At 65.3% G+C, this 21,653-nt stretch carries 21 protein-coding genes, 1 tRNA gene, 1 pseudogene and 1 riboswitch; of the genes and pseudogenes, 5 read left to right on the forward strand and 18 right to left on the reverse strand.

Annotated elements, in window-relative coordinates; genetic code table 11:
- Positions 1-132: 132 nt before the first annotated feature.
- The 6 genes from IBJ82_RS06915 to IBJ82_RS06940 form a co-directional block, all read right to left on the reverse strand.
- Positions 133-402 carry a hypothetical protein gene (locus IBJ82_RS06915; protein ID WP_194825019.1) on the reverse strand — a complete coding sequence of 90 codons (270 nt, stop codon included), beginning with the start codon at positions 400-402 and terminating at the stop codon, positions 133-135.
- Positions 403-638: 236 nt separating this feature from the next.
- On the reverse strand, positions 639-1,352 hold the full coding sequence (locus tag IBJ82_RS06920) for a phosphodiesterase (RefSeq protein ID WP_194825020.1): 714 nt from the start codon (positions 1,350-1,352) through the stop codon (positions 639-641).
- 141 nt (positions 1,353-1,493) lie between these two features.
- Complete coding sequence (locus tag IBJ82_RS06925; protein ID WP_194825021.1) at positions 1,494-2,300, reverse strand: ABC transporter ATP-binding protein; 807 nt, start codon at positions 2,298-2,300, stop codon at positions 1,494-1,496.
- Complete coding sequence (locus IBJ82_RS06930) at positions 2,293-3,144, reverse strand: ABC transporter permease (protein ID WP_194825022.1); 852 nt, start codon at positions 3,142-3,144, stop codon at positions 2,293-2,295. The genes IBJ82_RS06925 and IBJ82_RS06930 overlap by 8 nt, the downstream gene beginning before the upstream one ends.
- Positions 3,122-4,144 (reverse strand): ABC transporter substrate-binding protein, encoded by a 1,023-nt coding sequence (locus IBJ82_RS06935; RefSeq protein ID WP_194825023.1) that lies wholly within the window; start codon positions 4,142-4,144, stop codon positions 3,122-3,124. Before IBJ82_RS06935 ends, IBJ82_RS06930 begins: the two co-directional genes overlap by 23 nt.
- Positions 4,141-4,848, reverse strand: coding sequence for a TenA family protein (locus IBJ82_RS06940; protein ID WP_194825024.1), 708 nt, complete (start codon positions 4,846-4,848; stop codon positions 4,141-4,143). The genes IBJ82_RS06935 and IBJ82_RS06940 overlap by 4 nt, the downstream gene beginning before the upstream one ends.
- Positions 4,839-4,935, reverse strand: a riboswitch (TPP riboswitch). It overlaps the preceding gene by 10 nt.
- 168 nt (positions 4,936-5,103) lie before the next feature.
- On the opposite strand from IBJ82_RS06940, the gene gndA reads away from it, so the two are divergent.
- Together gndA and IBJ82_RS06950 are read left to right on the forward strand one after the other, a co-directional pair.
- On the forward strand, positions 5,104-6,549 hold the full coding sequence (gndA, locus tag IBJ82_RS06945; protein ID WP_194825025.1) for an NADP-dependent phosphogluconate dehydrogenase: 1,446 nt from the start codon (positions 5,104-5,106) through the stop codon (positions 6,547-6,549).
- A gap of 251 nt (positions 6,550-6,800) precedes the next feature.
- A complete protein-coding gene (locus IBJ82_RS06950) occupies positions 6,801-7,493 on the forward strand; it encodes a TetR/AcrR family transcriptional regulator (protein ID WP_194825026.1) in 693 nt (230 codons plus the stop codon).
- 66 nt (positions 7,494-7,559) lie between these two features.
- Here the strand turns inward: IBJ82_RS06950 and IBJ82_RS06955 are convergent, their stop codons facing one another.
- The 11 genes from IBJ82_RS06955 to IBJ82_RS07005 all read right to left on the reverse strand — a co-directional run bounded on the left by IBJ82_RS06955 (position 7,560) and on the right by IBJ82_RS07005 (position 18,231).
- Positions 7,560-7,775: a hypothetical protein gene (locus IBJ82_RS06955; protein ID WP_056809498.1), complete on the reverse strand. Its 216-nt coding sequence runs from the start codon at positions 7,773-7,775 to the stop codon at positions 7,560-7,562.
- Positions 7,776-7,795: 20 nt separating this feature from the next.
- Positions 7,796-8,869 (reverse strand): oxygenase MpaB family protein, encoded by a 1,074-nt coding sequence (locus IBJ82_RS06960; RefSeq protein ID WP_194825027.1) that lies wholly within the window; start codon positions 8,867-8,869, stop codon positions 7,796-7,798.
- A gap of 243 nt (positions 8,870-9,112) precedes the next feature.
- Positions 9,113-9,664 carry a hypothetical protein gene (locus IBJ82_RS06965; protein ID WP_194825028.1) on the reverse strand — a complete coding sequence of 184 codons (552 nt, stop codon included), beginning with the start codon at positions 9,662-9,664 and terminating at the stop codon, positions 9,113-9,115.
- A gap of 24 nt (positions 9,665-9,688) precedes the next feature.
- Positions 9,689-10,885: an MCE family protein gene (locus IBJ82_RS06970; protein ID WP_194825029.1), complete on the reverse strand. Its 1,197-nt coding sequence runs from the start codon at positions 10,883-10,885 to the stop codon at positions 9,689-9,691.
- Positions 10,882-11,961, reverse strand: a complete 1,080-nt coding sequence (locus IBJ82_RS06975; protein WP_194825030.1) for an MCE family protein — start codon at positions 11,959-11,961, stop codon at positions 10,882-10,884. The genes IBJ82_RS06970 and IBJ82_RS06975 overlap by 4 nt, the downstream gene beginning before the upstream one ends.
- Positions 11,958-13,034 carry an MCE family protein gene (locus IBJ82_RS06980; protein WP_194825031.1) on the reverse strand — a complete coding sequence of 359 codons (1,077 nt, stop codon included), beginning with the start codon at positions 13,032-13,034 and terminating at the stop codon, positions 11,958-11,960. Before IBJ82_RS06980 ends, IBJ82_RS06975 begins: the two co-directional genes overlap by 4 nt.
- Positions 13,031-14,062, reverse strand: coding sequence for an MlaD family protein (locus tag IBJ82_RS06985; RefSeq protein ID WP_194825032.1), 1,032 nt, complete (start codon positions 14,060-14,062; stop codon positions 13,031-13,033). Before IBJ82_RS06985 ends, IBJ82_RS06980 begins: the two co-directional genes overlap by 4 nt.
- Positions 14,059-15,081 (reverse strand): MlaD family protein, encoded by a 1,023-nt coding sequence (locus IBJ82_RS06990; RefSeq protein ID WP_194825033.1) that lies wholly within the window; start codon positions 15,079-15,081, stop codon positions 14,059-14,061. The genes IBJ82_RS06985 and IBJ82_RS06990 overlap by 4 nt, the downstream gene beginning before the upstream one ends.
- A 1-nt stretch (position 15,082) precedes the next feature.
- The gene (locus tag IBJ82_RS06995) at positions 15,083-16,501 is read right to left on the reverse strand and encodes an MlaD family protein (RefSeq protein WP_194825034.1); all 1,419 of its coding nucleotides are present in this window, start codon (positions 16,499-16,501) and stop codon (positions 15,083-15,085) included.
- Between the two features lie 10 nt (positions 16,502-16,511).
- Complete coding sequence (locus IBJ82_RS07000) at positions 16,512-17,372, reverse strand: ABC transporter permease (RefSeq protein ID WP_194825035.1); 861 nt, start codon at positions 17,370-17,372, stop codon at positions 16,512-16,514.
- Position 17,373: 1 nt separating this feature from the next.
- A complete protein-coding gene (locus tag IBJ82_RS07005; protein ID WP_194825036.1) occupies positions 17,374-18,231 on the reverse strand; it encodes an ABC transporter permease in 858 nt (285 codons plus the stop codon).
- A gap of 244 nt (positions 18,232-18,475) precedes the next feature.
- On the opposite strand from IBJ82_RS07005, the gene IBJ82_RS07010 reads away from it, so the two are divergent.
- The 3 genes from IBJ82_RS07010 to IBJ82_RS34555 all read left to right on the forward strand — a co-directional run bounded on the left by IBJ82_RS07010 (position 18,476) and on the right by IBJ82_RS34555 (position 20,276).
- A complete protein-coding gene (locus tag IBJ82_RS07010) occupies positions 18,476-19,654 on the forward strand; it encodes an AI-2E family transporter (RefSeq protein ID WP_370585188.1) in 1,179 nt (392 codons plus the stop codon).
- 164 nt (positions 19,655-19,818) lie between these two features.
- Positions 19,819-19,903: transfer RNA gene (locus IBJ82_RS07015), tRNA-Leu, on the forward strand.
- Between the two features lie 79 nt (positions 19,904-19,982).
- Positions 19,983-20,276: a hypothetical protein gene (locus IBJ82_RS34555; protein WP_228536469.1), complete on the forward strand. Its 294-nt coding sequence runs from the start codon at positions 19,983-19,985 to the stop codon at positions 20,274-20,276.
- A 360-nt stretch (positions 20,277-20,636) separates the two neighbouring features.
- Here the strand turns inward: IBJ82_RS34555 and IBJ82_RS34560 are convergent.
- Positions 20,637-21,545 (reverse strand): annotated as a pseudogene (locus tag IBJ82_RS34560) (recombinase family protein); the annotation flags it as partial.
- Positions 21,546-21,653: the final 108 nt, after the last annotated feature.

Here is a 21,653-nt window from a genome sequence, read left to right on the forward strand (position 1 = left end):
CGCTCCATGCGCGAGTTGGTCTTCGTAGAAGCGTTCCTCTCGGAGGCTCCGAGAACCGCTGTGTACCAGCTGGTTTCATACGAAAATGGCACGGCGGCACCCGATGAATGCTGCGCGGTGCCCACCCGCGATTCAGAATCCGACGAGTCCCGAGGCCAGATCCACGGTGTCGATGATCTGTGTGACCTGCTGGCGTGCGTTGGGGCACTGGTCGCGCGTGACCACATCGATCGCGTCGCGGTCGCGGGCGACGGCGATATTGATCGCACCGTTGCGCAGTGCCCAGAGGTGGACGACACCGTTGAACCTCACGCGAGCGATGGCGGTGCCCTGTTGGCGCCAGCTAGCGAGATCGGCCCACATCGTGTCGCACAGCCGCGCACCGGCGGCTGGATCGATCACCGGCCCGTTCCCAGAGGCCGGGTCCCCGCCGGTGCCTCGCGATTCGGTGGTCGTCGCGCAGGCGATGACACCCGCCGATATGAGAACGCCCAGCAAGGCGACGCGCCCTAAGGGGTGGACGCGACGGTGGGTTCGTCTCATGAGCATTGGGCTCTCTTTCATCCGGGAACACGAGATGGTTCACCAGTCGAATGCCCGCGTCTCGGGAGCCGAATCGGAGATCGTCCTGCGCGATATCAGGTCGCGGGCTGGGCGCTGTCGTCGGGACGGCCGCGACGGCTGCCGGTGTAGGCACTTTCGCGCAGCCAGTTCACCGCTTGGGGGATCATCGTGACGTCGGCCGGTCGGTTGAGGATCGGATCGAAGAAGTCGGTGCGGTGTTCGCCGGGCTCGGCTCGCCGCAGGTCGAGTTCGCCGACGATCTCGGGTGGGCGGCCGATCCCATCGGCGATGAGCGAGAATCGGATCACCTGGTCGTCGAGGTGATCGTCGAGGGCTCGCAAGGAGGCCGTATCCGGTAGGTCGGTGTCGAGCGGTTCGGCGAACAGCCAGACCGGTGATGCGTCGGCGAATCGGTAGGGCAGGAGAGTGCCGAAGCGGGCTGTGGACCAGGCGCGGGCTGGGGTGATGACGAACCGGCCCAGCGTGCTGGTGCCGGTCGTTGCCAGCGCGAAGTCCCAGGGGCGCTCGTCGCGATCGAGAACCCGGAACGCCAGCCCGAGCACATCGGGTACCCCGCCGGGGCTGCCGATGCCTTTCGACACCCGGGCGATGACCGCTCGGTCGCCGGGACCGAACCAGGGCACGTAGTCGCTGGTGGCATGGAACCGGCCCGCGAGGCGGATACCGCGTGGGTGGAACACCCGTGCGTGCCGAATCCGCGCCCCTGTCTGGAAGGCGGTGCGGACAGCGGTGGTCGGCAGTTCGGCGATGCTGTGCCTATCGATCATCGGCGCTGGTCTCCTGTCACGGTTGTGGCGGTGGTCTTTCGCCCGGCGCGGTACGACGAGCCCCATACGGTGCGCCTACCCAGGGAAACGGCGGCCAATCGCTGTTCGCCGCTTCGGCACAACAGTTCGGCGTCGCTCGACCTACCGCTGTTCTGTGAACGCCCGACGCGACTCCTCGTGCAGGATCGCGAGAAGTTCCTCTTCCAGCGCGACGAATTCCGGGGCGGTGATCGTGGACAGCCCCCGGGGCCGCGGCAGGTCGATGCGTAGTTCGTGGCGAACGGTGGCCGGGCGCGCCGACAGGACGATCACCCGATCCGACAGGTACACCGCCTCGCGCACATCGTGGGTGATCATCAGGACCATCCAGCGGTAGCGCTGCCAGACCTCTTGTAACCACGACTGCATCTCGGTGCGGGTCAGTGAGTCGAGCGCGCCGAAGGGTTCGTCCAGCAGTAGCAGTTCACGCTCCTGGACGACGGTCCGCAGCAGTGCGGCTCGCTGTCGCATCCCGCCCGACAGTTGCGACGGGCGGGCGTCCTCGAACCCGGACAGGCCGAAGGCCGGGAACAGTTCGCGGGCGCGGCGCCGGGCCTCCGTTTTCGGAACACCCTGTACCCGCAAGCCGAGGATGGTGTTGTCGAGGACGGTTCGCCAGGGGAACAGCAGGTCCTTCTGCGGCATGTAGGCGCAGTGCGAGGCGGTGTCCTCGCCGTCGGCCGCGCGGAAGCCGACGCTGCCGGAGTCGGGGGATTCGAGTCCGGCCAGCATGTTGAACACGGTGCTCTTGCCGCAACCACTCGGCCCGATGACGGTGACGAACTCGCCCGATCGGACGGTGAACGAAACCCCGCCCAGCACCGCGAGGTCCGGGCTGCGCCGACCGGGCTGCGGAAACGACTTGGTGAGGTGGTCGACGACGATACGGTCGTCCCCGGCGTCAGTCACGTCGGCTCCTGTTCTGCGCGCGCGACCACGGCGCGACGAGGCGTTCGATCGCGAACGTCGACAGGTACAGCGTGATGCTCAGCAGCGCCGTGACCAGCACTGCCGCCAATACCAGGTCGGTGCGGAACGAATTCTTCTGCAGGCTCATATAGATGCCGAGACCAACGCTCGCGCCGACATACTCGGCGAACACCGCGCCGACGACCGCGTAGGTGATGCCGATCCGCAGCGCCGTGAAGAACCGCGGCAGCGCGGACGGCAGTCGCACATAACGGAACACCTGCAGCCGGGAAGCGCCCATACTCCGCAGCAGCGCGCCCGCGTCACGGTCGGCCGCGGCGAAGCCCTCGATCAGGCCGATGGCCATCGGGAAGAACGTCACCAGCGCGACCACCAGGATCTTGGGCAGGAGACCGAACCCGAACCAAATGATCATCAACGGTGCGATCGCGACGATCGGCACGGTCTGCGACGCGACGAACAGCGGCACCAACGCACGCCGCAGCCAGGGCGAGAAGTCCACGACCACCGCCAGCACCCACGCCAGAGTCAGCGACACCGCGAACCCGACCAGCGTCACCTGCAAGGTGGCGGCCGCATGCGAGATGATCTCGTCCCGGTGCGCCCAACCCTGCTGGACGACACGCAGCGGTGACGGCAGCACCTGCGGACGGACACCGCTGCTCGTGACGTAGACCTGCCAGATCGCGACGAGCACCGCCACCGTGACCAACGACGGCACCGCCCATCGGATCCCCGCCCAGCGAGCCGTCCCGCCGTCGTCGCCGGTGGGAACCGGCGACGACTTGGCTACGGACAGCTCACGGGTTGGCGAGGTACTCATTGGTGAAATAGGTCGACCAGTCGGGTTCGGTGGTCAGCGGCTTTCCATCGGGGCCGGTCAGCAGACCGCCCCGGTACAGGAAGCCGGAGTTCGCCGACCATTGCTGCACCGTCTGGGTGCCCACTTTGCCTGCGGGGTCCTTCATGAACTGAGAGGCCAGCATGCGCTGGCTCTCGAAGACCAGCGCCTCGTCGTTGAACGCGCCCGGATTGGCATTGATGAGATCCTGGGCCGCGGCATCGGGATTGTCCGCGGCGAACTGGTATCCGCGTTGCAGCGCCTGCACGAATTTCGCGGCGCGGTCGGGGTTCTCGGCCAGCCAGCCCTCGTTGGCATCGATCACGATCGCGTACGAGTCCGGGAAACCGAAGTCGGTGTACCGGAAGTACCGCATCGGGGTGCCGTGGTGTTCGGCCTCGACCCCTTCCCACGCCAGATACGAGACGGTGAAGTCCGCCTTGCCGGAGTAGACCGCTTCATACGCCGACGAACCCAGCATCACCGAGGTGAAATCGCCGGTGCCGCCGTCGTTGCGGATGACCTGCTGCAGTGCCTCCCGCTCGCCCGGGTCGCCGAAACCGGCGTAGGTCTTGCCGTCGAGATCTTTCGGTCTGGCGAGGTCGGTGCGGTCGGCACGCACCCCGATGCCCGTAGCCCAGTGCTGCAGCGGGGCGAGCACCGACTTGACCTGCGCACCCGATGCGCGGGCGAAGGTCGACGAATTGTGGGTACTGATCCCGAATTCCGCGTTTCCGGCATCGACCATCGTGTCGACCGAGGTGTTGTTGTACGGCAGGACCTGCACATCCAGACCGGCGTCGGCGAAGTAGCCGCGCTGCAACGCGACGTAGAGCCCGACGTGGTTGGTATTCGGCGTCCAGTCCAACGCGAACCGGATGGTTCGATCGGAGCCGCCGCCCGAACCACAGGCGGTGAGCAGCGACAGGGTCGCCACGATGGTTGCCATGACCGCGAGCCCGCGGCGCAGACGCCCGCTCATGCGGCAGGCCAGGGCTGCGGATGCAGGGCGGTGTCCCAGAACATCAACTCGTAGCGCACGGCGAGGATGAATGCCTTCTCCATCGCCGCCCGCTCGCGCTCGCTCGCCGACTCGGCAGCGGCGTCGACCAGCGATCGGGCCGTGGCCGCGGACTGCTGGAACTCCGCCGCGCCGTAGGTGGTGACCCACTGGGCGTACGGGTGGGCGGAGTCGGCGGCGATCACCTTCGCGGCGCTCTCGGCCAGGTCGCGCCCCACTTCGGCATAGATCCAGAAACAGGGCAGTGCGGCAGCCGCGGCGACGGCGTAGGACTCGGTCGCGGCGGCGGCGATCAGGAAGGACACATAGGCCAGGCAGGTCTGCGAATGCTCCGGCTCGCCCTGTCGCGGAGGCAGCGCGCCACCGGTGAGCATCTGGTCGTGCATGGCCGACTCGACAGCGGCGGCGTTCGCGGACGAGGTCGCCCAGAAGGCCGCGGTCTGCGGGTCAGGCGACTTCGCGGCGAGAATCGCCAGCGCCTTCGAGTATCCGGTGAGATACAGCGAATCCTGTTCGATGTAGGTGCGGAACACCTCGAGCGGCAACGTGCCCTCGCCGAGGTGCCGCAGGAATTCCAAGTCGTCGATCGCACTGCGCAGGACTTTGGTCCGGTCCCAGAGGTGATCGGTGAACAAGTCTGTCTTCGTGGTGTGGGCGTGCAACACCGTGACATCCCTTCGTCAGCATTACCTGAACAGGTTCGGCGGGTCTGTTCTCAGCCTCGCGGTCGCGAGACACCCCGTGTCAGAACTCGACCGACACTAGCAGCGCCCGCCGACACGCGGGCTCGGCCCGGTTCCACGTGTAGCCCCGGTCACGGTGGTAGGTGTTCGGCAGCGGACCGGCACCCAGTAACTTGCCTGCCAAGGAGTCCGTCTTCCGCCTCCATCGATCCCGCCGAACGAAGAGAGCTGATCTCAATGTCGACCTCTACCGCGCGTGCGCACATCGGTGTGACCGGCCTGGCCGTGATGGGCAGCAATATTGCCCGTAACTTCGCCAAGCACGGCTACACCGTCGCGCTGCACAACCGTTCCGTCGCCAAAACCGACGCACTGCTCGCCGAGCACGGCGGTGACGGTGATTTCGTCCGCACCGAGACCGTCGAGGAGTTCGTCGCGGCGTTGGAGAAGCCGCGCCGAGTGTTGATCATGGTCAAGGCGGGCGAGGCGACCGACACCGTCATCGCCGAACTCGCCGACGCGATGGAGCCGGGCGACATCATCATCGACGGCGGCAACGCCCTCTACACCGATACGATTCGCCGCGAGGCCGCCCTGCGCGAACGCGGCCTCAACTTCGTCGGTGCGGGCATCTCGGGCGGCGAGGAGGGCGCGCTCAACGGTCCCGCGATCATGCCCGGCGGACCGAAGGAGTCGTACGAGTCGCTCGGCCCGCTACTGGAGTCGATCGCCGCGCAGGTCGACGGCACCCCGTGCTGCACCCACATCGGCCCCGACGGTTCCGGGCACTTCGTCAAGATGGTGCACAACGGCATCGAATACGCCGACATGCAGTTGATCGGCGAGGCCTACCACCTGTTCCGCGACGCACTCGGTTTCGACGCCAAGCAGATCGCGGACGTGTTCACACAGTGGAACTCCGGGGACCTGGAGAGCTACCTGGTCGAGATCACCGCCGAGGTGCTCGCCCAGACCGATGCGAAGACCGGCAAGCCGCTCGTCGATGTCATCGTCGACGCTGCCGAGCAGAAGGGCACCGGCCGCTGGACGGTCAAGTCCGCGCTCGACCTCGGTGTTCCCGTGACCGGCATCGCGGAGGCCGTTTTCGCCAGGGCGCTGTCGGGCTCCCGCGCCCAGCGCAAAGCCGCGGTGGGACTCGCGTCGGGCACTCTCGCCGACAAGCCCACCGATGTCGAACAGTTCACCGAGGACATCCGGCAGGCGCTGTACGCCTCCAAGGTCGTCGCCTACGCACAGGGCTTCGACCAGATCGCCGCGGGCAGCGCCGAGTACGACTGGGATCTGCACCCCGGTGACCTGGCCACGATCTGGCGCGGCGGCTGCATCATCCGCGCCCGCTTCTTGAACCGGATCAAGGATGCCTACGAGCAGGATCCTGCCCTGCCGAGCCTGATCCTGGCACCGTACTTCCGCGAGGCGATCGAGACGGCCATCGATAGCTGGCGGCGCGTGGTCTCCACCGCCACCCTGCTCGGGATTCCCGTCCCGGCGTTCGCGTCCTCGCTGTCCTACTACGACGCGCTGCGCGCAGAGCGCCTGCCGGCCGCACTGACCCAGGGCCAGCGCGACTTCTTCGGCGCGCATACCTACGAGCGCGTCGACGCAGAGGGCAAATTCCACACGCTGTGGAGCGGTGACCGCAGCGAAGTGGTCGCGGGCTGAACTCTGACCAGGGTGCGGTGAGAGTCTGACCGTGAACCTCTTCGGTACCGCTGCGCGGAGCAACCGCGCAGCGGTACAGGCAGTGGAACTGGATGCGCCCCACTGAATTAGGGATTGCACGGCTTTTGATTTGCGTGCGGGCGGCGATATGAAATCTCGACTGCTGAATGCACTAATCGAGACAGTGGTCATCGAAAACCTTTTCCAGAGGATTGCCGACGACCGCTGCGGGTGTGGGAGATAATGCAGTGGTGAGCACCGAGAGCATCCAGACCAACGCTCGCCCGAAGCGTCGCAACGGGCCCCGACTTCCGCCGGATGAGCGTAGAACGCAACTGCTCGACGCCGCGCTCCGTGTCGTCGGCGATGCCGGACTCGCGAATTTGACCATGCAGGCAGTTGCCAAGGAAGCCGGCGTAGCCAAGCCGGTGCTGTACGCGATGTATCCCACCGCGCCGGAGCTGATGGCGCACCTGCTGCACCGGGAACACGCACGGGGAATGGGTCAGGTCTCCGCTGCTATGCCGCGTGACCTGCAAGAATCCGACCCTGATCGTGAGTACGTCGCGGCAGTGATGGCGTTTCTCGAATCTGTCGCCGCCGCCCCGACCCGCTGGCGTCTGATCCTGCTGCACAGCGACGGTGCGCCGACCGACTATCGCGAACTGCTCGGCGCGGCCCGCGACAAGCTCCTCGATCAGTGTGTCGAGCTGCTGACCGCGGGTTTTGCTGTGCGCGGTGGCCCGCACGAGGTCGATGTCGAATTGATCGCCCACGTGATGCTCGGGTTCACCGAAGTACTGGGACGAATGGTGCTGTCGGATCCGCAACGCTTTCCGCCTGAACGATTACGCGCCACTGTCCGGTCCATGATCCGAACATTGCCGGACAGGCCGGGAGCCGAATTTTCCGGGGATGCGGACAGTGATGCTCAGTCCGATTGAGTGTTAGGTCGAGAAACGACGGAAATCCGCTCACCGATATTCGGTGAGCGGATTCGTACCGGTCGACTACCTCAGTTCGATATCGGCGATGATCAGCACGGGCCAGGCGATTATCTGGCCGATCGCGGAGAACAATCGGTCGAGCCCGTGCAAGTCGCTCAGATGGCTGTCGTGGGTGATCAACCAGATCACACCGATCGCGATATAGGGAATGCCGCCTGCGATGGCCAGGTACATCATCTGACGGATACTGAGCCGGCGTTCCAGTAGCTTTGTCACCATTGTCGTTCTCTATTCCGTTGTCAGGCGATGTCGCCGAGGATCGGTTGCGATTCGATGAGGCCCTCATCGGAGGGAGCGAGGCCATCCATCAACACGCGGTCGCGTTGTTTCGCGCGTAGTGCGTGGTGGGCTTGCGACGGGATGTCGTATCCATATTTCTTCTGAGCCTGCCGGGGTGTCGTGGTCACCGGATTGTTCGGCGTCAATGCGAGCAGCACCGGTGCCGCCACCGGCACCGTCGTCGGCGAGATCAGCTGCAGCAGGAGCAATTGCAGCCGAGTATTGAAGCTGACCACTGTCATCGCCGCGCTCAGCCAGGGCAGGACGAGGAGATCGAGAACGCGTCCGGTCGGTAGTCCGGCCATCTCCCGCATCCAGCGCGGCATCGTGGCCAGTGTTCCGCGGCGCAGGAATGCCGCGACGATGGTGAACAGCGGTCGCAGCACGAGCGGCATCGGCGGCAGCATCACCTCGGCGTCGAGGAGATGATTCATCGCCTTCTTCGCGATATCGGATCCGATGAGTTGCGGGCGCATGCGTTCGAAGTACTGCGCCACGCCTTCGCGAGTACGGGGAACATCTGCTGGATCGCAGGTTTGGAGTTCTGCTGCTCGGGCGCACTCGTGCCAATACCGGGACTCGTCGTCGGCGCTGAGCCGCCCCGGTCCGAACTTCTCGTAGGCGATCAGCAGGGAGTGCCACGCGGTGAGGTGAATCCACAACTGCGACTGCGGGTCGTTCGCGTCGTAGTACTTCCCGGTCACCGGATCGATTCCCACGGCCTTGGAATGGATCTTGACCAAGATATCGGCCGCGCTGGTCGTCGACCGACTGTCGGCGAACATCACCATGGCGAAATAGCGCAACGTGCGGTCGTAGCGAGTACGGGGGCGGCTATAGATCGCACCGGTGGTGTCCACGGCCGCGATCAGTGCGGGGTCGAGTTCCTCGATAACGACTGCTCGCTGAAAGCCGATGGTCAATCCGGTCGGGTAACTCCATACCCGCCAGGCGACGGAGTCGGGTCCGAAGAATCCGTAGTCCTCGGCCGGCGCGACCTCCGGTAGCGACAACCATGCGCGTAGTGCTGCCATGCGGTTCTCCCCATATTCTTTGCTGTCGGTCGCGAGCTATCAATTCAATTACTACTCGCGTGTAGTTTTCAAGTAAGATGATAGCAGTCCGTACCACGGGCCGCTACGGTTCGCGCTCCGTTTTCGGCCGAAATTCGGCTGTGAATACCGAGCGGGCGCGCCATTCCTCAACCGACAGAACATTTTCGGCAGTGGGCTGGGACCGCACGGCACTCATCGCGCGGGCGAGTGGCATCCTCTCGATCAGCGCGAAAGCGTCGGGGTGCTGACTTCACTGACCAGCCAGCGATCGAGGTCCTTGCGCAGCGACATGCTCACCGAGAGCTGTCCGGGAGTCGGCTCGCCCTTGGTGCCGAGGCTGGTGATGGTCTGATTGATCACGGCCACCGCTGTCGCCGACGTCTCGTCGGCGGACTCGATGGCGCAGGTGACGTTGCCGACCGTGGAGACCACCTGCCCCTGGGCGAGCACGTCGCGCAGATCTTTGCTGGTGGCGTCGAATTCGGTCTTCCAGCTGCCGGTGGCGCCCGCAATCACGGCGGCGAAATAGGTGTCGAGATCCTTGGCGTCGTAGCGAGCCAGCGTCGGGGCGTAGGTGCACGCCGCCGCGAGTGCGGAGTCGCGCGCCTGTTCACGGGCGCGGATGCGGTGGTTGTCCACGGCGAGGAAGGAGGCGGCGGCGACAGCGGCGATCGTGATCATCGCGGCCGCCGGGATCACGAAGCGGCGCAGAGTAATTCGCCGAGGTTCCGTAGTCGGTTCGGTGGTCTCGGAGTTCGAGTCGTCGGTGGTCATGGATACGTCCTTTGGAGGAAGGGGTCAGTTGGCGGGCAGGGGGACGGAGAGTTCGTCGCCGGTGACGCCGGGAGGCGGGCCCGATCCGTTGTCGGGTCCGGCAGGGCGCGGTGCGTTGGCCGAGCCACGGACCTGCAGTTCGGGATGGCTGGTGACGCAGTAGTTGTAGAGGCGGCCACGGCCGTCGGAGACCCCGGCGGGGGAGACCGGGATGGTCTCGTACTCGCAGGTGGGACGCGGCCAGATGTCAGCCATGGTGTGAAAGGCGTTGTCGTGGGCCGGAACTCCGAGAGCGACGACACCGGCGCGCAAGGCGGGAAACAGTGCTGTCATGGCCGGGGTCCGCAATCGGGCCGCTCGGGTGATGGCGACGAAATTGGTCACCAGGCTGGTCAGTGGGTCGCTGGTCTCGGTGAGAACGCCGCCGAGTGTGGTCAGCCTGCCCGGACCGTCGTCGAGAAGTTCGCGCACCTCGTTGTCGGCGGCGTTCATCTGGTCGAACAGCGCGCTCGACCCGCGGACCAGGGTGGCGAGGTCGGGCTGGGCGTGTGCGGTGGTGTCGGCGATGACCCCCAGATTGCGAATCAGCTCGGTGGTCTGGGGGAGCAGTCCGGTGAGGCCGGTCATCGCCTGGCTGAGACCGCTGATCACAGTGCGCAGCACATCGGGGCCGCCGAGCAGCGCGCGATCGAGTTCGTCGACGATCACCGTGAGCCGGTCCGGGTTCATCCCGGCGATGAGCGCTCCGGTGTTGTCCAGGAACGAGTCGATCGTGACCGGGGTGCTCACCTGGTCGGCAGCCACCGTCGCGCCATCGGCCAGATAGGGTCCCGCGCCGGTGGTCGGCCGGAAGTCGAGATACTGTTCACCTGCTGCCGAAAGACGCCCGATCGCTACGGGTGTCCCGACGGGAATGGTTGTAGCGCTGTCGATCTCGGCTTCGGCGAGGATGCCGACGCCGTCGAGCGCGATGGCGCGTACCGCGCCCACCCGCACCCCGCGGACGGTGACGTTGCTGTGCGGGAGCAGTCCGCCGGAGCTGTGGAGCTGGACCCGCACGGTGTAGGTCGTGTGCAGTGGCCGGATGCCGACGACGTCGACGGCGATGTAGCCGGATCCGATGACGAGCATCCCGATCATGCCGAGCATGGCACCGGCTGTCTTGTGGCGCTCAGCCCAGCGTGCCAGCCGGACGACGAGGGTAGCGGCGCGCGGGATCATCGATGGCCTCCCTGCAGCCGGCCGAGCACCCGAGCCGTTACCTGGGCGAGGCTGCCGACGAACGCGGTGACGTCGGTGCCGTCGGGCAACCTGCTGCCCTCGGTGTCGGTGAGCGCGCCGATGTCCAGATACGAGATCCGCGCTGCGACAGCCAAACTCGACCCTTGCATCGACGTCCGCGCCACCGGCCCCAGCGTGTTGAGCCTGTCCAGCGTGGTGCCCAAGTTGTCCCCCATCCGAGTGAATCCGGTCATCAATGCCTGCACGCTGTCGAACAGGCTGAGGAATTCGGGACCGGTGGTCGAGGTGAAGTCGCCGAGCGCGGCGGTCACCGTGGATACCTTCGTCGTGAGATCGGTGATGGCGCGGTTGTTCTCGGCGATCACGGCGATCAGATCGGGGAAGGTGTCGGCTGCCTGACCGAGTTCGGCCTTGCGGGCGCGCAGAGTGGAGGTGAGGCCATCCAGTCCGTTCAACACCGAATCGATCTGCCCCGTGCGTTGATTCAACGCGCCCAGCGTCGCGGTGAGTTCGGTGAGCAGGTGCGACAGCTGGGGTCCGCGTCCGCCGACGATCGTGTTGAGTTCGGAGGTGATGCGGGCGACCTGGTTCATCGCACCGCCGTCGAGCAGCATCGACATCGCCATCATCAGCTCCTCGACCGACGCGCCTGCCGACGTGTGCTCGCGGTCGATGACATCGCCGTCGGCGAGCAATGGGGTACCGGGCTGGTGTTCCGGCAGCACGATGGCAACGTGGATGTCGCCCAACGGGGTCGGCTGCCGCAATTCGGTACGGGTTCCCCGCGGTAGTGCGATATCGCGGCGCACCTCGAGCTCGACATCGGCGAGGAAATTCGTCGTATCGATCCTGGTGACGACCCCTACGTCGGTGCCGCCGATCTTGACCCTGGCCCGTTCGGGCAGATTGAGCGCGTTGTCGAACACCGCGTGCAAACGGTAGGACGGCCCGTCGACACCGGGGCGCGGCAGCGGGACATTGTCGACGGTGACCGTGCACGAGCACACGCTGAGCGCGGCGAGTGCGGTGACGGTGAGTCGGGCGGCTCTGCTCATTCGGACAGTCCGAGGAGTGCGGCGGTCAGACCGAAGTCCGGACCGAAGTCCATGAGTTTGCCCGTCCGGCAGCCGTCGGCGCGCAAGGCGACCCGAGCACACAACAGCGACAGAGTCTCGTTGTCCAGCAACGTTTTATCGGTGAGCAGATGCAGCCGCAGCGTCTGTTGGTCGGTGCTGACCGCGCGGGCGAAGTTGTCGGCCATCAGCGGCGTCACATCGACGATCTCGGTGAGGCCGCGTGCGTTGTCGCGCATCTGGCCGGTAACGGTGACCAGACGGCTCACCGCGTCGGTGAGCGGTGCGCGATTCTCGGCCAGCACCGTGGAGGTGTTGGCGATGAAGTCGTTGACCTGGGTGAGTACCGCGGCCAAGCCCGGCGCCTGTTCGGCGAGCAGGGCGACGAGTTCGGTGAGTCGGCCGCTGAAGTCGCGGACCGTCTGGTCGTTCCCGGCGATCATCGTGGTGAGCTCGTTGAGCTCGACGATGGTGCGTGAGATCTGGTCGCGATTGGCCAGCGACACCTCGAACGTCGTGGAGAGGACGTCGAGGGTTTCGCGGATTCGGTCACCGTTGCCGTCGAGCATCGGAAACAGCACCCGGCTGGCCATCGGGCCGTTCGCGTTGTCGCCCTTCAGCGCCTCGCCGAGTTGTTCGAAGTTTCGCAGGATGCGGTCGAGCTCCACCGGAGTTCTGGTGTGCGCCAACGGTATATGTGCGCCGTCTGCGAGTATGGGCCCTTCGCCGGAATAGGCGGGAGTCAATTCGACGTGACGATTGGTGATGAGCTGAGGGGAGACCAGGGCAGCCATGGCGTTCGCAGGCAGCTCGACGCCCGGCTCGATGGTCATCGCGACCTCGACGAAGGCGCCCTTGGGCTCGATCGCGTCGACTCGCCCGACCGGGACTCCGAGGACCGACACGTCATTGCCGACGAACAGACCCGCGGCCCCTTCGAAGTCCGCGGTGAGGTGGACGGCATCAGGGCGAAGCGACACCGGGATCGACGAACAGCCCATGCCGATGCCGGTGATGATCACCAGCGCTAGGCATTGCAGCAACCTGCGCATCATTTGCACCCTTCTACCGCGTCGGCCAGGCACAGCCAGTTGTCCGGGAACAGCCACGGCATGTAGATGTCGCCGTAGGGTCCCTGGGCGAACGAGTTGTTGAATTGGCGGACCGCCACCGGCATCACCTGATACAGCGCGTCGAGGTGTTCGCGATTCTTCTCCAGACCCTGCGACATGGTGTTCAGGTTGTGGATGAGCGGGCCGAGCCTGCCGCCGTCGTCGATACCCATGTCCTGCAAGATCTTCGAAGCAGCGGCGATGTTGTCGAGCAGCTCTCTGATCAGATCGCGACGCTGGACGACGGAGTCGCCGATTGCCTGGCCGTTGGTCAGCAACACCAGCACGCTGTTCTGGTTGTCGGAAATCAGTCCGGAGACCTGATCCATGCTGCCCAGCAACTGATCCACCTCATCGCGCCGGGAGGCGATCACCTTGGCTAGGGCGCCGACGCTGTCGAGCGCCTGGGCGGTGAGCGCCGGTGAATCGCCCAACTGCGTGCTCACCGCGTCCAGGCTGGCGCGCAACGCGTTCGGATCGAGTCGTTCGAGATGCTCGAAGGAATTGCGATATTTCGGATCGTTCACGACTTTGGCCAGGTTGTAGGGAACGGTGGTGGCCGACAACGGGATTCGAGAACCGGGCAGGTGCCCCTCGGCCCCCGGATCGAGTTCGACGTGCATCTTGCCGAGAATGGTCGACATCTTGATCGCCGCTTTCGCGTCGTGACCCACGGACAGGTCGGGCCGCACACTCATCGTGACCAGGACACGGTCCCGCTCGAGCCGCACGGAAGTGACCGTGCCGACTTCGATCCCGGCCACGTCGACGCTGTTGCCTGTCCGCAGGCCCGCGGCCTGGGCGAATTCCGCGTGGACGGTGTCCTCACCGAGGTGGGCGCGCGAGAGTATCCCGGATCCCAGGACGAGCACGATCACCGTGACCCCCGCCGCGATGCCGAGGGCGAAGTACCGGTTGCGGAACGCATCGAGCAGGGTCGTGCGGACAAGGGAGAACAGGAATGTGATCATCGGCAGACCTCCGAGTGTTCGTTGCCGCCGACCTGGGAGAACATTCCGCGGGGGAACAGCACGCCCCACAACGACACGTCGAGGCTGCAGACATAGGTATTGACGTAGGTGCCGTTGCCGCTGATCCGGGCCAGACCGGCCAGGATCAGCGGTAGTTCGATCGCCGACTGATCCAGGCGCGCACCATTGGACAGCAGCAGGTCGACGCCTTCGCTCGCCTGTCGCTGTGCCTGTGCCATACCCGGTGCGACCCTGGTGATGAGATCGGTGAGTTTCGTCGTCGACTCAGCGATTCCCGTGACCGAATCCTCGAGTACCGCTCCCTGTTCGTACAGCCCGCTGACCAGCGCACGGGACTGGGTGATCAGCGTCTCCAGCTCACCGCTGCGGTTGGCCAGGCTGGTGATCACATCGCTGAGGTTGGTGATCACCGCGCCGAGGATCTCGTCGCGTTCGGAGAAGGTCGTGGCCAGCGCGGCTGCCTGGGTGATCAAGGCCGACAACGACACTCCGTCACCTTGCAGCGCCTGCACCAGGGTTTCCGACAGTGAGTTCACCTCGTCGGGTTGCAGCAGGCTGAACAGTGGTTCGAAGCCCGACAGCATGGCGGAGACGTCGAACGACGATTCGGTGCGCTCCAGGGGAATCGAGCCGCCCGCGGGGAGTGGTTCGCCCGCGGATTCGCCCACGGCCAGCGCGACGTAGCGCTGGCCGATCAGATTCTGATAGCGGATCATCGCTGTGGTGGTGGTGCTCAGGTGCTGGCGAGACTGCACCGACAGGGTCACCTCGGCGTTGCGGCGGTCGACCAGATCGATCGCGTCGACCCGGCCGACTCGCACTCCGGCGATACGCACGTCGTCGCCGGTGCGTAAACCGAGCACATCGGTGAAGGTGGCGCTGTAGCGATGGGTGTCGCCCGGCACCGAACGTTGCAACGTCGACCAGATCGTGTAGGTCGCGATCATGGACAGTGCGACGAAGACGGCGAGCCCGAAATAGGTAGTGCGGGTGCGCATCTCAGTGACCTCCTGAGGATGGCGGCGCGACCGTCACGGTCGCGCCGGTGAGCACGGAGCCGAGCAGAAGCTGCTGCGTGGTGTTCGGGCGTTTGCCCAGGAACGCGGCCACCGCGGCGGGGCCGGTCAGCGCGACCGGTCCGGCTCGGTGGCCGGGCGGTGGCGGAGCAGAACTCGCCGGTGCGGTGATGCCGGGAATCACCAGACCGGGGAGCGAGAGTCCGGGGATGTTCGGCAGCGCCGGAATATGCGGCAGGGTAGGCAGTGCCGGCATGGTGGGAATCGGCGCAGGCCCTGCGGAGGCCAGCCAGCCGGGAATCAGCTGTGCCGGATACGACTGTGGCGCCGGGGAATCCGGGATGCTGCCGGTGTCGCACCGTGGTCCGGCCTGGCTGCCGTAACGCGGGCAGTCGGCCGCGGTGTACTGGCGGAACGGAGTGAACGAGACCGTGACATCCCATTGCATCTGCTTGCTGGGTCCCCAATTGAACACGGTGGCAAGGCGACTCAGGGAATCACCGAGTGCGGTGACGGTTTCGCTCAACGCCGACGGATCCGCCGCGAGCGCGCCGAATGTCTCGTCCAGTCCGACGACGAGCTCCTTGCCCGCATCCGGGTTCCGGGCGAACAGAGCCTGGGTCGCGTCGGTGGCAGTACCTGCCGAGGTGAGCAGTGCGATCACCTGGTTGCGGCGAGCGGTGATCGTGTGCGCCGTCTGCACCGATTTGCCGAGGGCATCAGCGAGTTCGGGCGCCGACTGATTCACCGCCGCGGTGGCCGCGCCGAGATCGCCGAGCAGATCACCGATGCCGGGCAGTGCGCGGACCTCGGTGATCCACTGGTCGAGCCGTTCGATCGTGGAGCCGGGCATTCGGGTATCACCGTCGAGTGCCTCGGCCAGGGTGGCCAGCACACGGGCGAGTTTGGCGGGCTGGATGCGGTTCAAGACGTCGCGCAAGGTGGTCAGCGTGGTCTGCAGGGCTACCGTGGCGCGGCTGGTGTCCTGCTCGACGACGGAACCTGCCCGTAATGGTGTCGCGGCCGGGCCGTTGTCCACGAGTTCGATCGAGGTGACTCCGAAGATGTTGGCCGGCACGACACGGGCCGTCACCGAAGCCGGAATGGCCCCGGCAGCAGCAGGCTCCAAGTCCATACCCACTCGCTGGCTCAGCCCCTTCTCGGCGATCTCGACCGCCGACACCGTGCCGACGAGCAGCCCGTGAAAGCGCACGTCGGCGCGAGCAGGCAGCCCGTCGCCGGTACTGGTCATCAGTGCCGTCACCGCGACGGTTTCCTCGAAATGGCCCGCGTAGCGCAGTCCGAGCAGTGCGACGACACCGGACAGACTCAGTGTCATCGCCACACCGGCCACGCTCAGCCGCCCGCGCGACCAGCCGCGTCCACTGGGATCCGGATACATTTCAGTCCCCTTATCCGGAGATTCGGATACCGGAGTCGACGCCCCAGATCGCGAGTGTGAGAAGCAGATTGAGGAAGACGACGACGATGATCGTCATCTTGATCGCGCGCCCGGCCGCGACCCCGACGCCTTCCGGCCCGCCAGCGGCGATATAGCCGAAGTGACATTGGATGAAGGTGGCCACGAGCACGAACGCGACCGCCTTGAGGACCGAATACACGATGTCGCCCGGGTCGAGGAACTGGTGGAAGTAGTGGTCGTAGGTGCCGATGCCGTTGTCCCCCAAGAAGAACGCGGTGACCTTGGTGGTGAGGTAGGCGGTGGCCATGCCGACGCTGTAGAGCGGCAGGATCGCGACCGCGGCGGCCAGCATGCGGGTGGTGATGAGATAGGGGAGTGGGCGGATCGCCATCGACTCGAGCGCGTCGATCTCCTCGGCGATCCGCATCGAGCCGATCTGGGCGGTGAATCGGCAACCCGCCTGAGCGGCGAAGGCGATGGTGGCCAGCAGCGGAGCCAGCTCTCTGGTGGTAGCGAAACCGGAGATCGCGCCGGTGAGCGGGCTCATCGTCACCAGATCCAAGGCGGTATGCGATTCCATTCCCACGGTGATGCCGCCGAAGCCACACAGAATCAGGATCACCCCGACCGTGCCGCCACCGACCACCAGAGCGCCATTGCCCCAGGTGACGTCGATGATCAATCGCACCACCTCTTTGCGGTAGTGCCGAAGGACGAACGGAATGGCCAGCAACGACTCGACGAAGACGACACCCTGGTGTCCCAATCTCGCGTTCGCCTCGGTGAGCGGGGTGGTCGCGGTCTTGGCAGCACGTAGCGGACGCAGCAGGGGCGGTATGTAATTGGTCATCTCAGAGCACCTTGGAAGGGAACACGGTGTTGTAGATCTGGGTGAGCGCGATATTGGCCGCGAACAACACGATCGCCGAGCTGACCACCGCGGAGTTCACCGCGTTCGCGACACCGCCGGGCCCACCTTTGGTGTTCAGGCCGCAATCACAGGCGATGATCGCGGTGAGCGCGCCGAATACCGCTGCCTTCACCAGTGCGACCAGCAGGTCGCTCGCGACGGCGAACGAGGCGAAGGTGCTGATGTAGGAACCGGGCGTGCCGTCCTGAATGAAGATGTTGAACAGGTAGCCGGTGGCGAACCCGACGAACACCACGAACCCACACAGCAGAATGCTCACCAGCACCGCGGCGAGCAGGCGCGGCGCGACCAGCCTGCCGATCGGGTCGACGCCCATCACCCGCATGGCATCGATCTCCTCGCGGATCGTGCGAGAGCCGAGATCGGCGCAGATCGACGAACCGACCGCGCCCGCGATCATCAGACAGGTGACCAGCGGCGCGCCCTGACGGATGATGCCGAGGCCGTTGACCGCCCCGATGAAGGTCGTCGCGCCGACCTGGCTCACCAGCGAACCGATCTGGATCGACACGATGGCCGCGATAGGGATGGCGACCAGCAGCGTCGGAGTGGCTGAGACACCTGCCATGAAAGAGCTCTGACGGAGGAATTCCGACAGCGGAAAGCGCCGGTGAACCAGTGCTCGGACCAGCTCCGCGGTGGCCTGCCACGCCATGGTGACCTGTCGGCCCGCGGTCTCGACGGACTGGCGCGGATGGTCGCGCCACCAGTCGAGGCAGTACCTGACAATGAGCTCGAAATCGGTTGTTGAAGTGGCCTTATTGTCTATCGATACCATCTCGATCACCCCGTGTTCAATGCGGTCGCCGAGCTGCTCGACCGGATCCGACCCTCTGATCTACACGGATGTATAAACAATTTCTACGCATCCGTAGTCAGACTGTCTGGGACTGTAGCAAGCCGATGCTCCGGCCGCCGACGAATTGACGCATGATCGGGCGGTGGGTGTGTAAATGCTGGATGTGCGGCAACGCGCGTCAAAGGTGAGCGGTCTGCCGCGACGGCCGCGTCGGAGCCGGGAAGTGAGCTGGTCCGGGGCCACACTGGAAGCCGTGGACATCGACTCCCCTGGCAACGTCCCGCCGGCGCCCGCACCTACCAGAATGCCGAAGTGGCTGCCTCGGGCAATGGCGCTAGCCCTGGTGTTCTTCGGGCTGTTCCTGCTCGCGAACTGGGCATTTCACCGACTGACCGGAATCCTGATCATCCTGTTGGTCGCGTTCTTCATCTCCCTGGCGATGGAACCGGCCGTCGCGCTGCTGGCGCGACGGGGCGTCCCGCGCGGGCTCGCCACCGGCCTGGTCTTCGTGGGCACCTTCGCCTGCGTGCTGGCCTTTCTCGCCGCGCTGGTGACGCTATTGGTGGAGACGGCCACCAACCTGGTCCATGAATCGCCACGCCTGCTCAACGAGGGCGTCGACCGGATCAACCACACCTTCGGTCAGCACTTCACGATGCACGACCTCAGTCAGCGGATGATGCGCGAGTCCGACCTCCTCGAGAGCTACGCCCACACGGCCGCCGACAATGCCTGGGGCGTATCGACCACCGTCTTGGGCGGTCTGGTCCAGATCCTGAGCATCGCATTGTTCAGCGTCTACCTCACCGCGGGCGGTCCGAAGGTGCGGCGCACCGTCTGTTCTCTGCTTCCACCCTCCCGCCAGCAGACCTTCCTGCACGCCTGGGACCTCGCCATCGACAAAACCGGCGGCTACCTGTATTCGCGGGTGCTGCTGGCGATCGTCTCCGCGGTCGTGCACGGCGCGTTCCTGGCGCTACTCCACATCCCCAACCCCATCGCCCTCGGCGTGTGGTTCGGCGTGATCTCCGCGTTCATCCCGACCATCGGCACCTACATCGCCGCGACCGTTCCGGTGTTCGTGGCGCTGACCGTCGATCCGATGGACGCGGTGTGGATCATCTTGTTCGCGATCGTTTACCAGTGGTTACAGGACTATCTGCTGCAGCCGCGGATCACCGCCCGCACCGTCGACGTCAACGCCGCGGTCGCACTGCTGGCGGTGCTCGCCGGTGGCGCGCTACTCGGAGCGGTCGGTGCGCTACTGGCCATCCCGGCCACCGCCACGTTGCAGGCGTTCCTGTCCGAGTACGTGAAACACTTCTCGGTGACCGAGGATCCGCGCATCGAACAGACGACCCCGCGCCGCAAACGAACAACGAGCGCACCCACCGATGACTGAACGGCGTCCCCGGCAGATGGCTTCGATCCACAAGCCTCGATCTTGTCGGATGGCAGGCAAATGTGGGTACGCCCCCCGAGGCACGCCGACCCGCAAAAACAGCAGGTCAACTGGGCGATTTGGTTTCCGACAGCGCGTCGGATAATCTTTTGGCACACCAGCAAGTCCGGGTGGCGGAATGGCAGACGCGCTAGCTTGAGGTGCTAGTGCCCGTATTAGGGCGTGGGGGTTCAAGTCCCCCTCCGGACACAACCAGTACGCCCACGGGTGGGTTCGCTTCGGCGATCACCACCCGTGTTTTGTCTCTATAGGTGAGTTTGAGCCCGAGTTGGCGGTAGACCACATTCTTATCCTCCGGGTCAGCTCGTCGCAGGGCCACGAGCATCCCCCCGAGGGCTTCGACCAGCTCCCGAACGTCTTGACGGGTCAGCCGCAGATTCTGGCCGACTGTTCGTTCCAAGGTCGCGAGCTGGCTCGCAGCGATCTGTCGCTCGGCCTGCGTCTGTCTGGTCCAACCGGCGACCGTGGCAGGATCAGCGCCTGCGTCGAGCGCATCGCGGTATCGGGCCAGCTTTCGATCGAAGTCGCTGATCAGTCGTCTCGTCGTCTCGAGTTCGGGTAACCGGTCAGGTTGGGTGCTCTCGAGAGTTGTCAGCGATTCCTCGATCTGTTCTGGTTGGAAGATCTGAGCCAGCCACTGGTCGAGCGGTGCGGTCAACTGGTCCTCGCGCAGGTAGACCGACGGTTGGTGGTCGATCTGGTTGGCGATGGCGTACTCGGACGGGTACCGGCAACGATAATGTGCCTTGTCGTGGTTCCAGGTGCCCTGCATCAGGCGACCACAGGTTTCATGCGAAATCAGACCCTTGTAGGCGTAGGGGTGCCTGCGACGCTGGGTCGCCCGACCGGTGGATTGCGGTCCGCGGGAGGCCAACCGGAGCTGCACCTTGTCGAACACGGACCGATCGATCAGCGGTTCATGCGCGGGCTGATCGGAAAATACCCACTGCGACTTAGGATTCCAGGTCAGTCGTGTTTCGTGGCCGAGAGCGACGTCCTCAACGTCGATGAGTGATTCCTGCTTGCGTTGCCTGTTCCAGACGGCGTACCCGGTGTAGCGCGGGTTGGTGAGAATCGCGCGGATAGCGCTCTTCGACCACGCAGCCCCCTCTCGGTGACTGTTGCGTGCGCGGTCGTGCGCTGAGGGGCAAGCGATTCCGTCCGTAGTGAGCAGCTGAGCGAGCGCGAATACGCCTACGCCAGACAGGTATTCGCGGAAGATCCGTTGCACCACCGGTGCGGCAATGGGGTCGGATTCGAGCCGATGCAACCGCTTGCCGTCGGCAGCCTTGCCGGGGTGCGGGTGTGGGCCCGCGTCGGCGAGTTGGTACCCGTATGGCGGTCGACCGCCAAGGTAGCGGCCTTCGACCTGTGCCTGTGCTGCCATGGCAGCGCGGACTCGGATCTTGATCCGATTGCGTTCGCCCTTGGACATGCCGCCGAAGACGGACATGATCATGTCGTGGGCCTCGGAGTCCGGGTCGATCTGTCCGCCGACTTCGGGTACCCAGAGTTGGACACCGTAGTGGACGAAGACAGGGAAGGTCAGGCCGAACTGGTTGCCGTAGAAGGCACGTTGGGGTTCCCCGATTACGACCGCGTCGAAGCCGCGGTCAGGGTTTCTGAGTAGGTCGAGAAGTCGGTTGGCCTCGGGCCGCCGCTTCCACGGGATGGATCGAGACTGGCCGACATCGAAGAACTCGGCGACGACCTGGCCGTGTCGTTCGATCAACGCGTTGGCACGCCCCAGTTGCCAGTTGCGGGAAGCTTCTGGGTCTTGTTGATCCTCTGTCGAGACGCGTCCGGCGAACGCAAACCTGATCTGGGTCATGACCCCTCCGAATTGTCGTTGTCTGGCTCTGAGCGCGGGATCCGCTGCAGCAGACGCAAAAGTGCGGCCGCTGCAGCGGCATTGAGAACGGGTGGGTCTAGAGGGCCG

Origin of the sequence: Nocardia sp. XZ_19_231, assembly GCF_015355705.1 — a bacterium.
Taxonomy (GTDB): domain Bacteria; phylum Actinomycetota; class Actinomycetes; order Mycobacteriales; family Mycobacteriaceae; genus Nocardia; species Nocardia salmonicida.

Excerpts from the sequence above, each read along its gene's own strand:
- gndA (WP_194825025.1), top strand. The coding sequence starts at position 5,104 with ATGTCGACCTCTACCGCGCGTGCGCACATCGGTGTGACCGGCCTGGCC.
- IBJ82_RS06930 (WP_194825022.1), bottom strand. The coding sequence starts at position 3,144 with ATGAGTACCTCGCCAACCCGTGAGCTGTCCGTAGCCAAGTCGTCGCCG.
- IBJ82_RS07005 (WP_194825036.1), bottom strand. The coding sequence starts at position 18,231 with ATGGTATCGATAGACAATAAGGCCACTTCAACAACCGATTTCGAGCTC.
- IBJ82_RS06965 (WP_194825028.1), bottom strand. The coding sequence starts at position 9,664 with ATGACCACCGACGACTCGAACTCCGAGACCACCGAACCGACTACGGAA.
- IBJ82_RS06990 (WP_194825033.1), bottom strand. The coding sequence starts at position 15,081 with ATGCGCACCCGCACTACCTATTTCGGGCTCGCCGTCTTCGTCGCACTG.
- IBJ82_RS06970 (WP_194825029.1), bottom strand. The coding sequence starts at position 10,885 with ATGATCCCGCGCGCCGCTACCCTCGTCGTCCGGCTGGCACGCTGGGCT.
- IBJ82_RS06975 (WP_194825030.1), bottom strand. The coding sequence starts at position 11,961 with ATGAGCAGAGCCGCCCGACTCACCGTCACCGCACTCGCCGCGCTCAGC.
- IBJ82_RS06955 (WP_056809498.1), bottom strand. The coding sequence starts at position 7,775 with ATGGTGACAAAGCTACTGGAACGCCGGCTCAGTATCCGTCAGATGATG.
- IBJ82_RS06995 (WP_194825034.1), bottom strand. The coding sequence starts at position 16,501 with ATGTATCCGGATCCCAGTGGACGCGGCTGGTCGCGCGGGCGGCTGAGC.
- IBJ82_RS06920 (WP_194825020.1), bottom strand. The coding sequence starts at position 1,352 with ATGATCGATAGGCACAGCATCGCCGAACTGCCGACCACCGCTGTCCGC.
- IBJ82_RS06985 (WP_194825032.1), bottom strand. The coding sequence starts at position 14,062 with ATGATCACATTCCTGTTCTCCCTTGTCCGCACGACCCTGCTCGATGCG.
- IBJ82_RS06935 (WP_194825023.1), bottom strand. The coding sequence starts at position 4,144 with ATGAGCGGGCGTCTGCGCCGCGGGCTCGCGGTCATGGCAACCATCGTG.
- IBJ82_RS06960 (WP_194825027.1), bottom strand. The coding sequence starts at position 8,869 with ATGGCAGCACTACGCGCATGGTTGTCGCTACCGGAGGTCGCGCCGGCC.
- IBJ82_RS06980 (WP_194825031.1), bottom strand. The coding sequence starts at position 13,034 with ATGATGCGCAGGTTGCTGCAATGCCTAGCGCTGGTGATCATCACCGGC.
- IBJ82_RS07000 (WP_194825035.1), bottom strand. The coding sequence starts at position 17,372 with ATGACCAATTACATACCGCCCCTGCTGCGTCCGCTACGTGCTGCCAAG.